15 protein-coding genes are annotated in these 13,673 nt (G+C 69.9%); 11 read left to right on the top strand and 4 right to left on the bottom strand.

Features of this window, described 5'->3' with window-relative positions; all coding sequences use genetic code 11:
• The first annotated feature begins 35 nt into the window (after positions 1-35).
• Positions 36-659 (top strand): energy transducer TonB, encoded by a 624-nt coding sequence (locus ACW7G5_RS05580; RefSeq protein WP_457002517.1) that lies wholly within the window; start codon positions 36-38, stop codon positions 657-659.
• Positions 660-750: 91 nt separating this feature from the next.
• Entirely contained in the window at positions 751-1,344 is a 594-nt protein-coding gene (locus ACW7G5_RS05575; protein ID WP_457002515.1) for an energy transducer TonB, read from the top strand.
• 6 nt (positions 1,345-1,350) lie between these two features.
• Here the strand turns inward: ACW7G5_RS05575 and aroA are convergent, their stop codons facing one another.
• The 3 genes from aroA to serC are packed head-to-tail and all read right to left on the bottom strand — an operon-like array spanning position 1,351 to position 4,902.
• Entirely contained in the window at positions 1,351-2,664 is a 1,314-nt protein-coding gene (gene aroA, locus ACW7G5_RS05570; RefSeq protein ID WP_457002513.1) for a 3-phosphoshikimate 1-carboxyvinyltransferase, read from the bottom strand.
• Between the two features lie 17 nt (positions 2,665-2,681).
• Positions 2,682-3,803: a prephenate dehydratase gene (gene pheA / locus ACW7G5_RS05565; RefSeq protein WP_457002511.1), complete on the bottom strand. Its 1,122-nt coding sequence runs from the start codon at positions 3,801-3,803 to the stop codon at positions 2,682-2,684.
• Entirely contained in the window at positions 3,796-4,902 is a 1,107-nt protein-coding gene (serC, locus tag ACW7G5_RS05560) for a 3-phosphoserine/phosphohydroxythreonine transaminase (protein ID WP_457002510.1), read from the bottom strand. Before serC ends, pheA begins: the two co-directional genes overlap by 8 nt.
• Before the next feature lie 106 nt (positions 4,903-5,008).
• Between serC and msrP the strand changes: the two genes are divergently transcribed.
• Both msrP and ACW7G5_RS05550 read left to right on the top strand, forming a co-directional pair.
• Entirely contained in the window at positions 5,009-5,974 is a 966-nt protein-coding gene (gene msrP, locus ACW7G5_RS05555) for a protein-methionine-sulfoxide reductase catalytic subunit MsrP (protein ID WP_457002508.1), read from the top strand.
• A 44-nt stretch (positions 5,975-6,018) separates the two neighbouring features.
• The gene (locus tag ACW7G5_RS05550; RefSeq protein WP_457002892.1) at positions 6,019-6,660 is read left to right on the top strand and encodes a protein-methionine-sulfoxide reductase heme-binding subunit MsrQ; all 642 of its coding nucleotides are present in this window, start codon (positions 6,019-6,021) and stop codon (positions 6,658-6,660) included.
• On the opposite strand, the gene ACW7G5_RS05545 is transcribed toward ACW7G5_RS05550, so the two are convergent.
• A complete protein-coding gene (locus ACW7G5_RS05545; protein WP_457002506.1) occupies positions 6,634-7,413 on the bottom strand; it encodes an FHA domain-containing protein in 780 nt (259 codons plus the stop codon). The genes ACW7G5_RS05550 and ACW7G5_RS05545 overlap by 27 nt on opposite strands.
• A gap of 83 nt (positions 7,414-7,496) precedes the next feature.
• Between ACW7G5_RS05545 and ACW7G5_RS05540 the strand changes: the two genes are divergently transcribed.
• The 7 genes from ACW7G5_RS05540 to phoU all read left to right on the top strand — a co-directional run bounded on the left by ACW7G5_RS05540 (position 7,497) and on the right by phoU (position 13,613).
• Positions 7,497-7,772, top strand: a complete 276-nt coding sequence (locus tag ACW7G5_RS05540) for a polyhydroxyalkanoic acid system family protein (protein WP_457002505.1) — start codon at positions 7,497-7,499, stop codon at positions 7,770-7,772.
• Between the two features lie 72 nt (positions 7,773-7,844).
• Positions 7,845-8,777 (top strand): restriction endonuclease, encoded by a 933-nt coding sequence (locus tag ACW7G5_RS05535; protein WP_457002503.1) that lies wholly within the window; start codon positions 7,845-7,847, stop codon positions 8,775-8,777.
• Between the two features lie 306 nt (positions 8,778-9,083).
• Positions 9,084-10,139, top strand: coding sequence for a phosphate ABC transporter substrate-binding protein PstS (pstS, locus tag ACW7G5_RS05530; RefSeq protein WP_457002501.1), 1,056 nt, complete (start codon positions 9,084-9,086; stop codon positions 10,137-10,139).
• A 53-nt stretch (positions 10,140-10,192) separates the two neighbouring features.
• Entirely contained in the window at positions 10,193-11,161 is a 969-nt protein-coding gene (gene pstC / locus ACW7G5_RS05525) for a phosphate ABC transporter permease subunit PstC (RefSeq protein ID WP_457002499.1), read from the top strand.
• Positions 11,161-12,042 carry a phosphate ABC transporter permease PstA gene (pstA, locus tag ACW7G5_RS05520; RefSeq protein WP_457002497.1) on the top strand — a complete coding sequence of 294 codons (882 nt, stop codon included), beginning with the start codon at positions 11,161-11,163 and terminating at the stop codon, positions 12,040-12,042. Before pstC ends, pstA begins: the two co-directional genes overlap by 1 nt.
• Before the next feature lie 33 nt (positions 12,043-12,075).
• Positions 12,076-12,912, top strand: a complete 837-nt coding sequence (pstB, locus tag ACW7G5_RS05515; RefSeq protein ID WP_457002496.1) for a phosphate ABC transporter ATP-binding protein PstB — start codon at positions 12,076-12,078, stop codon at positions 12,910-12,912.
• Positions 12,909-13,613 (top strand): phosphate signaling complex protein PhoU, encoded by a 705-nt coding sequence (gene phoU, locus ACW7G5_RS05510; RefSeq protein WP_457002494.1) that lies wholly within the window; start codon positions 12,909-12,911, stop codon positions 13,611-13,613. The genes pstB and phoU overlap by 4 nt, the downstream gene beginning before the upstream one ends.
• Positions 13,614-13,673: the final 60 nt, after the last annotated feature.

Genomic DNA, 13,673 nt, shown 5'->3' with positions numbered 1-13,673 from the left:
GGCAGAATCGGGCATCCGCGATCACAGGGCCACACATGCCAGCCACCCCGTCACGCAGTCCCCTGCCCCTTCCCTCCGGCCGCGGCTGGTGGCTCGTGGGTGCCGGCATCGCCGCTGGCCTCGCCATGTTCCTCGTGCTCTGGTTCGTGCAACGCGGCGACAGCGACCCGTATCGCGCCGACGTGCAGCCCCCTGGGGCATCCGCGCAGGTGTTCCAGCCCCTTCCCACCCCGCCCCAGTCGGGCACTTCGATGGGTGCGGACATCCCGGAAATGCCCTCATCCGGCGCCCGGCTGGAAGAGCCTGCAGCGCCCGGGACCCCGCCCATGGCCGCAGGTCCCGCCCCGGGCCCCGCCGCACCGGATGTGCAGCCGGTCGAGTTGTCGGCCAGCTCACCGGTGCCGATCAGCTCACCCGGACCGACCTATCCCGCGCGTGCCCTGCGCCGCGGCGAATCCGGCGAGGTGCTGCTGCGCATCCATGTGGATGCCCGCGGCGTCCCCGCCCAGGTCGAAGTCGCATCGAGCAGCGGCTCCCGGGACCTCGACCGCGCGGCCCAGCGTGTGGCCCGGCGCTGGCGCTTCCGCCCGGCGATGCGCGACGGCAGCCCCACCGCGGGCACCGTGACCGTCCCGATCAGCTTCGACAGCGGGCGCTGACCGCGCGGCGACGTGCACACACGGCCGCGACCTGGCTTGTGGAACGCTTCCTCCAGCTGCTGCACCTGCGCAGGCAGACGAGGAGCCGTCCATGGCTGATCCGAACCGGAATCCGAACACACCCCCGCCCCCACCCCCACCGACGCCCCAACCGCCGCCCGCCGTCGAGCCGGAGCGCAGGACCGCCGCACCGCTGCTCTGGATCGTGCTGCTCCTGGCCCTGCTCGCGTTCGGGTGGTTCATCTACAGCCAGCGCGCCGGCGTCACCACTGCGCCCGAAACGCTGCCTCCACCGGCTGTGGAGATCGGTGATGGCCAGGACGCCGCGGCCGAGCGCGAACGCGCGGCGGACGATGCCCGTCGCCAGGCGCGGGAGAAGCCCCGACCCGCCGCACCCGCAGCCACTCCTGACCGGGTCGCGGAACCGCTGACCCGCGTCCAGCCCGTGTACCCGCCCGCGGCCTACCGCGACCGCGCGCAGGGCACGGTCCTGGTGAGCGCCGTGGTCGGTACCGACGGCCGGCCGGGGGACGTGACGATCGTGAGCCGCAGCGGATCACGTGATCTCGACCTGGCCGCGATCGAAGCGGTGAGGGAGTGGACGTTCCAGCCGGCGATCAGCGGTGGGGAACCCGTTTCGAGCACCGTCGAAGTCCCGGTGACCTTCCGCCGCGACGACGACTAGGCGCCATCAGCACTGGTGCAGGCCGAAACCCGCGGCCTGCACCATCGCCTCGAAACCGGGAAAGGATGTCGCGACGTTGGCGACGTCACCGATCACGACGTCGCCCGCGGCCATCTGAGCCGCCACGGCGAACGACATCGCGATGCGATGGTCACCGACGCTGTCCACGCGACCGCCGACAAGCGACCCGCCTTGGATCTCCATGCCGTCGGGCAGCTCGCGCACGCGGATGCCCAGCGCCTGCAGGCCGATGGCCATGGCATGGATGCGGTCTGATTCCTTGACCCTGAGCTCGGCGGCACCGCGTATGCGCGTGGTGCCGCGCGCGCAGGCCGCAGCCACCGCGAACACCGGGAACTCGTCGATCATGTCCGCGACCAGTGCCTCGGGCAGGTCGATGCCCTGCAGCGTCGCATGGCGCACCGCGATGTCCGCGACCGGACCGCAGGCACCGGCGCGCCGATCAGTCTCGCGGATGTCGGCGCCCATCATGCGCAGCGCATCGAGCAGGCCGGTGCGCCTGGGATCCACCCCCACCGAGCGCAGCAGCAGCGACGAGCCCGGCACCAGGGTTGCGGCGACGATGAAAAACGCCGCGGACGAGAAGTCGCCGGGCACGTCGATCGCGCGCGCACTCAGGCGATGCCCACCGCTCAGCCGCACCGCGCCGGCCGATGCCTGCACCGGCCATCCGAACGCGGCCAGCATGCGCTCCGTGTAGTCGCGCGTTGGCCGCGGCTCGCGGACGGTGGTCTCGCCATCGGCATAGAGGCCGGCAAGCAGCACCGCGGACTTCACCTGGGCGCTGGCCACCGGCGGCTCGTATGCGATCGCGTGCAGCGGCATGCCGCCGGAGATGCGCAGCGGCGGCCGCTCGCCGTCGACGGAGACGATCACCGCGCCCATCGCCTGCAGCGGCGCCACCACCCGCTGCATGGGGCGGAGTGACAGTGAGGCGTCACCCGAAAGCACCGTGTCGAAGCGCTGGCCCGCCAGCAATCCGGCCAGCAGGCGCATCGCGGTGCCGGAGTTGCCGCAGTCCAGCGCGCCGGCGGGCGCCTGCAGGCCGTCGATGCCGACCCCGTGCACCACGCGGCACGCCGGCGACGGCGTCTCGATGCGCACGCCCATCGCGCTGAAGATCGCAGCGGTGGCGCGCGTGTCCTCGCCCTCCAGGAAACCGTCGATGCGTGAGCTGCCATCGGCCAGCGCGCCGAACATCACCGCGCGATGCGAAATCGACTTGTCGCCCGGCATGGCGAATTCGCCCGACAGCGCCCTGCCGCGCGAGGCCACCCAGCCCGGCTGGTTCCCGGGCATCGCCACTCCGCCACCGCTCATGGCACTGCGACCGGGTACGAGCCCAGCACCCGCACGTCGCCGGCGAATGCGTCGATCTCGGCCAGCGCATCCCTCAGCGGCGACTCCTCGACGTGTCCACCGACGTCGATGAAGAACGCGTACTCCCAAAGCGCGCCGTGGGAGGGTCGCGACTCGATGCGGTTCATGCTGACGCCGTGCCGCGCCAGCGGCTCGAGGATCTTGTACAGGGCGCCCGGCTGGTCGCGGATCGACACCATCAGCGACGTGCGGTCGTGTCCCGACGACGGGAACGCGGCGCGCCCGACCACGAGGAAACGCGTGGTGTTGTCGCTGCGGTCCTCGATCGGACCGGCGACCGTCTTGAGTCCGTAGACCTTGCCTGCGCTTTCGCCGGCGATCGCCGCCGCGTCGTCGGCGTTGCGCGCGCGCCGCGCACCCTCGGCGTTGCTGGACACCGGGAATTTCTCCGCCAGAGGCAGGTGCTGCCGCAGCCAGTTCTTGCTTTGCGCCAGCGACAGTCCGTGGGAATAGATCCGTTCGACATCCTCGATCCGCCCCGTGCGCGACATCAGGTACTGGTGGATGCGCAGTTCGACCTCGCCGCAGATCATCAGCGGCGAGGTCAGGAACATGTCGAGCGTCGACTGGATCGTGCCCTGCCCCGAGTTCTCCACCGGTACCACGCCAAAGTCCGCGGCGCCTGAAGCAACCTCGTCGAACACCTCTTCGACGCTGGCCAGCGGCAGGCCCAGCGCCGAGTGCCCGAAGTGCTTCTGCACCGCCTGCTGCGAGAACGTGCCCTCGGGGCCGAGATAGCCGATCTTCAGCGGCTCCTGCTGCGCAAGGCAGGCGGACATGATTTCGCGGAACAGGCGCAGCAACACGTCGTCGGCCAGCGGGCCGTCGTTGCGGTCGACGACGCGCCGCAGCACCTGCGCCTCGCGTTCGGGCCGGTAATAGTCGATGGCGGCGGCCAGCCTGCCCTTGGCGCGGCCGACCTGGCGCGCGAACAGCGCGCGTTCCGCGATCAGCGCCTGGATCTCACGGTCGATGCCGTCGATCTGGGCACGCACCGCGGCGAGGTCGGGCTTCGCCGCTGCCCCGCCGGCAGCGCCTTCGTCGTCGTTCCTAGCCATGTCGACGCTGGAAATCCATCATGTGATCGACCAGCGCGTGCACGCCCGCCAGTGGCATCGGGTTGTAGATGGATGCGCGCATGCCGCCGACCACGCGATGCCCCTTCAGGCCGATCAGGCCGGCCTCGCGCGCTTCGACAAGGAAGGCCTCGTCGAGCGCGGGGTCAGGCAGGAAGAACGGCACGTTCATGCGCGAGCGCACGGCCGGCTCGACTTCGTTGCGGTACCAGCCGCCGGAGCCATCGATGGCCGCGTACAGCAGCTTCGCCTTCTCCTCGCTGCGGCGTGCGAACTCCTCCACCCCGCCCTGTTCGAGCATCCAGCGGAAAGTCAGGCCGGCGACGTACCAGTTCCAGGTCGGCGGCGTGTTGAGCATGGAATCCGCGGCCAACTGCAACCGGTAGTTGAAGATGTCGGCGCGCGGCTGGCCGGCACGTTCCAGCAGTTCACGGCGCACGATCACCACGCCGATGCCGACCGGGCCGAGGTTCTTCTGCGCGCCGGCATAGATCGCCCCGAAGCGCGACACGTCGATCGGCTCGGACGCAATGCTGGAGCTGAAGTCCGCGAACAGCGGCACGTTGCCGGTATCCGGATAGGCGTGGCCTCCCGGCACCGGCGGCCGGAATTCGACGCCGTGGATGGTCTCGTTGGCGGTGACGTGCACATAGGCCGCGTCTTCCGACAGGCGCCAGTCCCCGGCCGGCGGGATGCTGCGGTAGCCGTCGGCCTCGCTGCTCGCGGCCACGTTCAGATCGACATAGGGCGCGGCCTGGCGGGTGGCGATCGCGCCCCAGTGGCCGGTGAGCACATAGTCGGCGCGCTGCCCGGGGGCGGCGAAGTTCAGCGGCAGCAGCGCCTGCTGCGCCGTGGCGCCGCCCGGGAGGAACAGCACCGCGTAGTCGTCCGGAATGCCGATCAGCTCGCGCAGGTCGGCCTCGGCGCGGGCCGCGATCTCGATGAATTCAGGCCCGCGATGGCTGATTTCGACGATCGAGGCGCCGGCGTCGCCGTATTCGAGCATCGTGTCCCGAGCCTGGAGCAGCACCGGCTCCGGCAGCATGGCGGGACCGGGACTGAAGTTGTAGGCGCGCGACATGGCTGGACCTCACGGTACGAATGGAAGATCAAGTATGCCGCAATGCAGCACCGCAGCATCACCGGACCGGCGTTAGGATGGGCCCTCCCCCGGCAAGGATGCGGACATGTCCCGCTTCCGGCATTTGCGACTTCCTGGCGAACCACTCACCGACGAGGCCGTCTACCGCGACCGGCGCCGCCTGCTGCAGATGCTTGCACTCTCGCCCGCCCTGCTCGCGGCCGGCTGCCGCGGCGCCGAGCCGCCGCCACCGGTCGACGTGCCGCGTGCCGCCGGCGCGCGCACCGGCTTCAACACCGACGAGCCACTGACCCGCTACGAAGACGCCACGGGCTACAACAACTTCTACGAGTTCGGCAGCGGCAAGGCCGACCCGTCGCGCGCGGCCAAGACGCTGGTGACCTCGCCGTGGTCGGTGGCGGTCTCTGGCGAATGCGCCCGCCCGGGCACGGTGCCGCTGGAGACCCTGCTCAAGGGCCTGGTGCCGGAAGAGCGCACCTACCGCATGCGCTGCGTCGAGGGCTGGTCGATGGTCATCCCCTGGCTCGGCGTGCCGCTGGGCGAAGTGCTCAAACGCTTCGAGCCGACCTCGGACGCGAAGTACGTCGCTTTCACCAGCCTCGCCGACCCGCGGCAGATGCCGGGCGTGCGCGCGCCGATCATCGACTGGCCCTACCGCGAGGGCCTGCGCATCGACGAGGCCATGCATCCGCTCGCGCTGCTGGCCACGGGCATGTACGGCAAGCCATTGCCGCAGCAGAACGGTGCACCGCTGCGCCTGGTGGTGCCATGGAAGTACGGCTTCAAGGGCATCAAGTCGATCGTCGCGATCAAGTTCACCCGCAAGGCTCCCGACACCGCATGGAACGATATGCAGCCGCGTGAGTACGGCTTCTTCGCCAACGTCAATCCGGCCGTCGACCACCCGCGCTGGAGCCAGGCGAGCGAACGCCGGATCGCCGGCGACGGCAACCGGCTGTTCGCCGACCGCATCGCCACGCGCCCCTTCAACGGCTACGCCGAGCAGGTCGCTTCGCTGTACCAGGGCATGGACCTGGCACGCTGGTATTGAACGCGCCGACTGGAGCGCGGAATGCTCCGCGCAGCGGCCGTGGCCTGGTCGCGGCCAAGGCCGGCGTCCACGCGCTCGCGCTGACGCCGCTGGCGCTGCTCGGCTGGCAGGCCTGGCAGGTCGGCAGCGGCGCGAACATCGACGCACTCGGTGCCGATCCGGTGGCCGCGATCGAACACGAGCTCGGGCTGTGGGCGCTGCGCCTGCTGCTCGCCACACTGGCAGTGACGCCACTGCGCCAGCTCCTGCAGCAGCCGCTGCCGATGCGCTTCCGGCGCATGCTGGGGCTGTACGCCTTCGCCTACGCCAGCCTGCACTTCAGTGCTTATCTGGTGCTCGACCTGCGTGGCTGGTGGGCGCAGGTACTGGTGGAAATCGTCAAGCGGCCCTACATCACGGTGGGCTTCGCGGCCTGGCTGCTGCTGGTGCCCCTTGCACTGACCTCGACCCGCGGTTGGATGCGGCGGCTGGGCAGGAACTGGGGACGGCTGCATCGCCTGGTCTACGTGATCGCGACGCTTGCGGTGCTGCATTTCTGGTGGGTGGTGAAATCCGATGTCCGCGAACCGCTGCTGTATGCGGCGATCCTCGCCACCTTGCTGGGATGGCGGTTTGCCTGGCGGCGCCGGCGCAGCGCGTCGCCGTCGCGGGCCCGGGCTTCAGCCGGTACCGAACAGCAGCAGTAGCGCCAGCAGTCCCGCCAGCACCACGGCCGTGACCAGCAACCATGGCAAATGCATGGCCCCGCCGCGCTCGCCCGCCACCGGCGCCTCGGCGGGAGCCAGCTCGGCCCTGGAATCCCCTCGCGCACCGGACGGCGCCTCGAGCACGAAGCGATGGTGGGCGTCGAACACCACCTGGTCGCCCGGGCGCAGCATCGCGTCGCGCACCGGCTCACCGTTGACCTGGCTGCCCTCGGCCGAACCAAGGTCGCGCAGCACCACTTCGCCCCGCAGCATCTCCAGGCGGGCATGGCGCTCGGAAAACGCGGCTTCGTCGATGCGGATGTCTGCCTCGGGTGCCCGTCCGACCAGGCGCGGGCGCTCAAGCGTGAAGCTGCGCCCGTGGTAATGGCCGCCGACCCCGCGCAGCACGATGCGCACGTCGCCAGCCTCGCCGGTGCTGTCGCCGAAACCGCCGTCCGGCTGCCGCGGCGGCTGCGGTGCGACCAGGCGCATGCCGATGCCGTCCACGAACACCGCGTCGCCCACGCGCAGCATCGCCATGCGCTGCACCGGGCGGCCGTTGACGTGCACGCCGCGCGTGCCTTCGGGGACGGTGAGCCAGACGCCGCGGCGGTCGACGCAGAAGTTCACGATGGCGGCGTCCTGCACCGGGCCGAGCGTGGCGTCGCCACCGGCTCGCCCGATGCCGTGCACGCCGACGGTCAACGGGTAGTCGTCGCCGGTGGGATCGAAGCGCAGCCTGAGAGTGTCCATGCGCGGTGGAATCTATCACGCGCCACGCTTGGATCGAGCCGCCGTCGCATCCAGAATGTCGGCCCAAGCACACGGAGTACGTCATGGCCGACATCGACATCCACCACCCGCACCAGCTGTCCATGGCGAGCGCGCGCGACGCCGTGCAGCAGGTCGCCGACAAGCTCGTCGAGCGCTTCGGGGTGGACTGCCGGTGGCAGGGCGACGTGCTCGGCTTCAGCCGCGCGGGCGTGGACGGCGCCATCGCGCTGCATCCGGGCGAAGTCCGGGTCACCGCGCAGCTCGGCTTCCTGTTCGCGGCGATGCAGGGCCCGATCGAGTCGGAAATCCGCCGCGTGCTCGGCAAGCACTTCGGCTGAGCGCGGCACGCCGGCCGCCAACCAGGCGCGGGTGCGTCTATCCTTGGCGTTCCAGGGACAGGGGCGGAACACATGTTGAAATGGGCGCTTGCAATCGTCGTCGTGCTTGCGATCGGCGCGGCCGCCACCTGGCTGGCGCATGGCCCGCTGCGCCGCCGTGACGAAACCGCCGCCGGGATCACCGCGCTCTCGGCGATGTCATGGCGCGAATTCATCCGCATCGTGCTCGAAGCCCTGTCACGCCGCGGATACCACCGCCTGGTGGACCGCGAAGCTCCGTCCGGCGAGAGTGACCACACCCTGGTCCGCAACGGCGAGCACTGGCTGCTGTCGACCAAGCACGGCAGCGCATTCGTGCTCGGGCGCGCCGCCGTCAACGAGCTGACCGCGGCCATGGGCCTGGCCGGTGCCGTGGGCGGACTGCTGGTCACGCAGGGGCGTATCGACGACGACGCCCGCCGGACTGCGCACGGCCAGGCGGTCGAGCTGATGGACGGCGCGACCCTGTGGCCCGAACTCCGGCCGCTGGTGCCGGCGCCGACACTTGCTCCGATCGAAAAGGCATCCGCCAAGCGCGCGCGCGCGCGCAGCCTGGCAGGCTGGCTGCTGGCCCTGATCGCAGGCGTGGCGGTCTTCAGCCTGCTACCCGCGCCAGGGCTACCCGCTAGCGTCGCGACTCCCGGCGCAGTCGTCCCTGCGGATGCACCCGCCGATCCGGCGGCCGCGGAAGGGGCCACCCCGACGGCCGAGCCGGATGCCGCTGCGCTCCAGGCGGAGCGCCGGCAGCTGGCCACCACCATCGCGACGCTGCCCGGAATATCCAGGGCCTTCTGGACCAGCAGCTCCACGCTCGAAGTCTTCGTCTCCGGCAACGAAGACGACCCTTTCGTGGCCATCTGCCCGCTGGTGGAGCGTTATCCGGCGCTGGCCTCGTCGCGGATCCAGCTCACGCCGCCACACGACAGCGGCCGCGCCGTCCGCTTCCGGCAGTGCCGCAGCTACTGAGGCCGTCTCCCGGCCCGGTTGTCACCGGACCGTCACCGCTTCGACATCATCGGGTCACCGCCCGGCGCTGGAATGGTGCCCAGGCCGCGTCCTGGTCGCGTCGCCACTGCGCGATGTAGCCGGCCGCCGAGCCCCTCCTCCTCTCCAGATACTTGCGCTGCTTGCCGGGCCCGATGGGCCCGGCTTTTTTTACTGCGCCCGACGATGGCGTTCAGGTTGCGGGGCAGCCGTCATGAAGATGTCACAAAAACATCATCCAATGTGCGTACGCCGAACACGGCGCCTGCCCACAACGGAATCCCCGCCATGACTCCTTCCAAGCTGCGTCTCGCCTCCATTGCGCTCGCCACGGCCCTGCTCGCCGCCGCCTGCCAGCCGTCCGGCAGCGAACCCGCGGCCGTCGGCAACGGCGGCGCCAACCAGGTGTCGGGTGCCGGCGCCTCATTCATCTACCCACTGGTGTCGAAGTGGTCCGCCGACTACAACGCCGCCACCGGCAAGCAGGTCAACTACCAGTCCATCGGCTCCGGCGGCGGCATCGCCCAGGTCAAGCAGGGCACCGTCGACTTCGGCTCCAGCGACAAGCCACTGTCCACCGAAGAGCTGGTCGAGGCCGACCTGGTCCAGTTCCCCTCGGCGATCGGCGGCGTGGTGCCCGTGGTCAACGTCGACGGCCTCGCGCCGGGCGAGCTGAAGCTCACCGGCCCGCTGCTTGCCGACATCTTCCTGGGCAAGGTCGCGAACTGGAACGCCGCGGAAATCGCCGCGGTCAACCCGGGCCTGGCCCTGCCGGACGCGAAGATCAGCATCGTCCACCGCTCCGACGGCTCGGGCACCAGCTTCAACTTCACCAACTACCTGTCCAAGGTCAGCCCCGAGTGGCAGCAGCAGGTCGGCGAAGGCACCTCGGTCGCCTGGCCGCTGGGCGTCGGCGGCAAGGGCAATGAAGGCGTGGCTTCGTACGTGCAGCAGATCAAGGGCGCGATCGGCTATGTCGAGCTTGCCTACGCGCTGCAGAACACCATGCCCTACGCATCGATGCAGAACGCGGCCGGCAACTTCGTCGAGCCCAGCGCGGAAAGCTTCGCCGCCGCGGCGCGCACCGCCGACTGGGCTTCGGCCAGTGACTTCAACCTGGTGATCACCGATGCCCCGGGCGCGGACGCGTGGCCGATCACCGCCACCAACTTCATGCTGATGCCCAGGCAGCCGGCGGATCCTGCGCGCAGCCAGGCGGCGCGTGACTTCTTCAAGTGGGCCTTCGAATCCGGCCAGGTGCAGGCCAGCGAGCTCCACTACGTGCCCTTGCCGGCGGAACTCGTGGCACAGGTCGAGGCGTACTGGGCCGCCGAGTTCAACTGAGGCCTCCGCGCCCGCCGCAGCCGCGGCGGGCACCCCACAGCTCCGGGACGCCGATGAACGCTTCCACCCTGCCCGCCAACACCTCCGGCCAACGCGACCTGCGCGACGCGCGCGCAGACCGCTGGTTCCGCTACGCCCTCGTCGGCACCGTGGTCTTCGTGCTGCTGGCGCTGGCCAGCGCCGCGCTGTCGATGCTCTGGGGCGGCCGCGAGGCCCTGCAGTCGCAGGGCCTGTCGTTCTTCCTCTCGGCGGAGTGGAACCCGGTCGAGAACCGCTACGGTGCGCTGGCGCCGATCTACGGCACCGTGGTCACGGCCATCATCGCGATGCTGCTCGCGGTGCCGATCAGCTTCGGCATCGCGGTGTTCCTGACCGAGGTCGCGCCGCGCTGGCTGCGCGGGCCTGTGAGCGCGGCGATCGAACTGCTGGCCGGCATCCCCTCGATCATCTACGGCATGTGGGGCCTGTTCGTGCTGGTGCCGGTGATGACCACGCACGTCACGCCCTGGCTCAACGAGCACCTGGGCAACGTGCCGGGCCTGGGCATGCTGTTCCGCGGCCCGCCGCTGGGCATCGGCATCCTCACCGCCGGCCTGGTGCTGGCGATCATGGTGGTGCCCTTCATCACCTCGGTGATGCGCGAGGTGTTCCTGACCGTGCCCACGCGGCTCAAGGAGTCGGCGTACGCGCTCGGCTCCACGCGCTGGGAAGTGTGCTGGGACATCGTCCTTCCCTATACGCGCTCCGCGGTGATCGGCGGCATCTTCCTCGGCCTGGGCCGTGCGCTGGGCGAAACCATGGCCGTCGCCTTCGTGGTCGGCAACAGCGTGCGCCTGACGCCGTCGCTGCTCGAGCCCGGCACCACCATCGCCGCGCTGATCGCCAACGACTTCGGCGAGGCCACCGACACCTACCGTTCCGCGCTGCTGCTGCTGGGCTTCGTACTGTTCATCGTCACCTTCGTGGTGCTGTCGCTGGCGCGGCTGATGCTGGCGCGGCTGGCACGCAAGGAGGGCAACTGATGGCCGCCGCAAGCCCCGTCGCGCGCGGCGCGCGGCAGCTGTACATCCGCCGCCGCATCATCAACGCGGTCACGCTTTCGCTGTCGTGCGTGGCGGCGGTGATCGGCCTGGTGTTCCTGGCCTGGATCCTGTGGACCCTGGTGTCCAAGGGCATCAGCGGCATCAACGTCAGCCTGTTCACCCGCGACACCCCGCCGCCGATGGCCGAGGGCGGCCTGCGCAACGCGCTGTTCGGCTCGGCGGTGATGTGCGGGCTGGCGATCCTGATCGGCGCGCCGCTCGGCGTGGCCGCAGGCACCTGGCTTGCCGAGTACGGCGCCAACAGCCGCACGGCCACGGTCGTGCGCTTCGTCAACGACATCCTGCTGTCGGCGCCCTCGATCGTGCTCGGCCTGTTCGTCTACACCCTGCTGGTGATGTACGGCGGCGGCGGCTTCTCGGCGCTGGCGGGTTCGGTGGCGCTGGCCTTCATCGTGCTGCCGGTGGTCCTGCGCACCACCGACGAGATGCTGCGGCTGGTGCCGACGCAGATGCGCGAGGCTGCGCTGTCGCTTGGCGTGCCGCAGTGGAAGGTGACCGTGCAGGTGCTGTACCGCAGCGCGTCGGCTGGCATCGTCACCGGCATCCTGCTGGCCCTGGCCCGGATCAGCGGCGAGACCGCGCCGCTGCTGTTCACCGCCTTCGGCAACCTGTACTGGAACAGCAACATCATGCAGCCGATGGCCAGCGTGCCGGTGGTGATGTACCAGTTCGCCGGCAGCCCCTACGAAAGCTGGCAGGACCTGGCCTGGGCCGGCGCGCTGGTGCTCACCGCCTTCGTGCTCCTGATCAGCCTCGGCGCGCGCGCGGTGCTGGCGCGGAACCGCATCACCAATGATTGATTCCATGACTTCGACCTTTTCCGGATCCTGCCGATGAATGCCAACCACGCCCCCGCCGAGCACGGACGCGCCACGCTGTCCACCACGACCCCGCGTCGTGCCGCTGCACCGCCGGCGCCGGTCAAGCTGTCGGTCCGCGACCTCGATTTCCACTACGGCAAGTTCCACGCGATCAAGGGCGTGGCGATGGACGTCCCGGAGAAGCGCGTGACCGCGCTGATCGGACCGTCGGGCTGCGGCAAGTCGACGCTCCTGCGCGTGTTCAACCGCATCTACGCGCTGTACCCGGGCCAGGTGGCCACCGGCAGCATCCTGCTCGACGGCGAGGACATCCTGTCGCCGAAGTATGCGATGAACCGCCTGCGCTCGAAGGTCGGCATGGTGTTCCAGAAGCCGGTGCCGTTCCCGATGACCATCTACGAGAACATCGCCTACGCGATCCGCCACCACGAGAAGGTATCGAAGGCGGACATGGACGATCGCGTGGAATCCGCGCTGCGCCAGGGTGCGCTCTGGGACGAGGTCAAGGACAAGCTCGGGCAGAGTGCGCTCGGCCTGTCCGGCGGCCAGCAGCAGCGCTTGTGCATCGCCCGTGCCGTCGCCCTGCGCCCGGAGGTGCTGCTGCTCGACGAGCCGACCTCGGCGCTGGACCCGATCTCGACCAGCCGCATCGAGCAGCTGATCGAGGAGCTGAAGCTCGACTACACCATCGTCATCGTGACCCACAACATGCAGCAGGCCGCGCGGGTCTCGGACTACACGGCCTTCATGTACCTTGGTGACCTGGTCGAACACGACAGCACCGAGACCATTTTCTCCAATCCCTCGAAGCGCCAGACCGAGGACTACATCACCGGACGATTCGGATGAACAACCAGCCCCACGACCATATCGTTCGCAGCCACGACGAAGAGCGCGAGCGCCTGATCGGCGAGATCCTGCGCATGGGCGAGCTGTCAGTGGCGCAGCTCGAGGCCGCGCTCGACGTGGTCGAGCGCCGCGACGACCGCGCGGCCGGCCATATCGTCGCCAACGACGAAACCATCGACGACATCGAGCGCGTGGTCAGCCAGGACGTCATGAAGCTCTCGCTGCGCGGCCCGCTGGCGCGCGACCTGCGCGAAGTGCTGGCGGCCCTGCGCATCGTCTCCGACATCGAACGCATCGGCGACTACGCGGCCAACATCGCCAAGCGCTCGATCGCGCTCAACCAGGCGCCGGCGCTGCCAGTCGCCGGTGGGCTGGCCCACCTCGGCGCGCTGGCCGTGCGCCAGGTGCGCAGGGTGCTCGAGGCCTACCGCACCCACGATCCCGAGGCGGCGCAGGTGGTCCGCGACACCGACGCCGCGCTCGACGCCGAATACACCCGCCTGTTCCGCGAACTCCTGACCTACATGATGGAAGACGCGCGCGCGATCACCGGCTGCACCCACCTGCTGTTCATGGCCAAGAACCTCGAGCGCATCGGCGACCACGCCACCAATATCGCCGAGAACATCTGGTTCGTGGCCTATGGCGACGACAACCTGCCGCCGCGCGAAAAGGCCGACGACACCAACACCCAGGCCTGAATCCGGCACCCGCACCGCTGCTGCACTGCACCGTGCGCGCTGCGGCATACTTGGCGCTCC

Source organism: Luteimonas sp. A501 (assembly GCF_054052085.1).
Note: the sequence above shows the minus strand (reverse complement) of the source record. Positions and strands in the feature narration are given on the sequence as shown.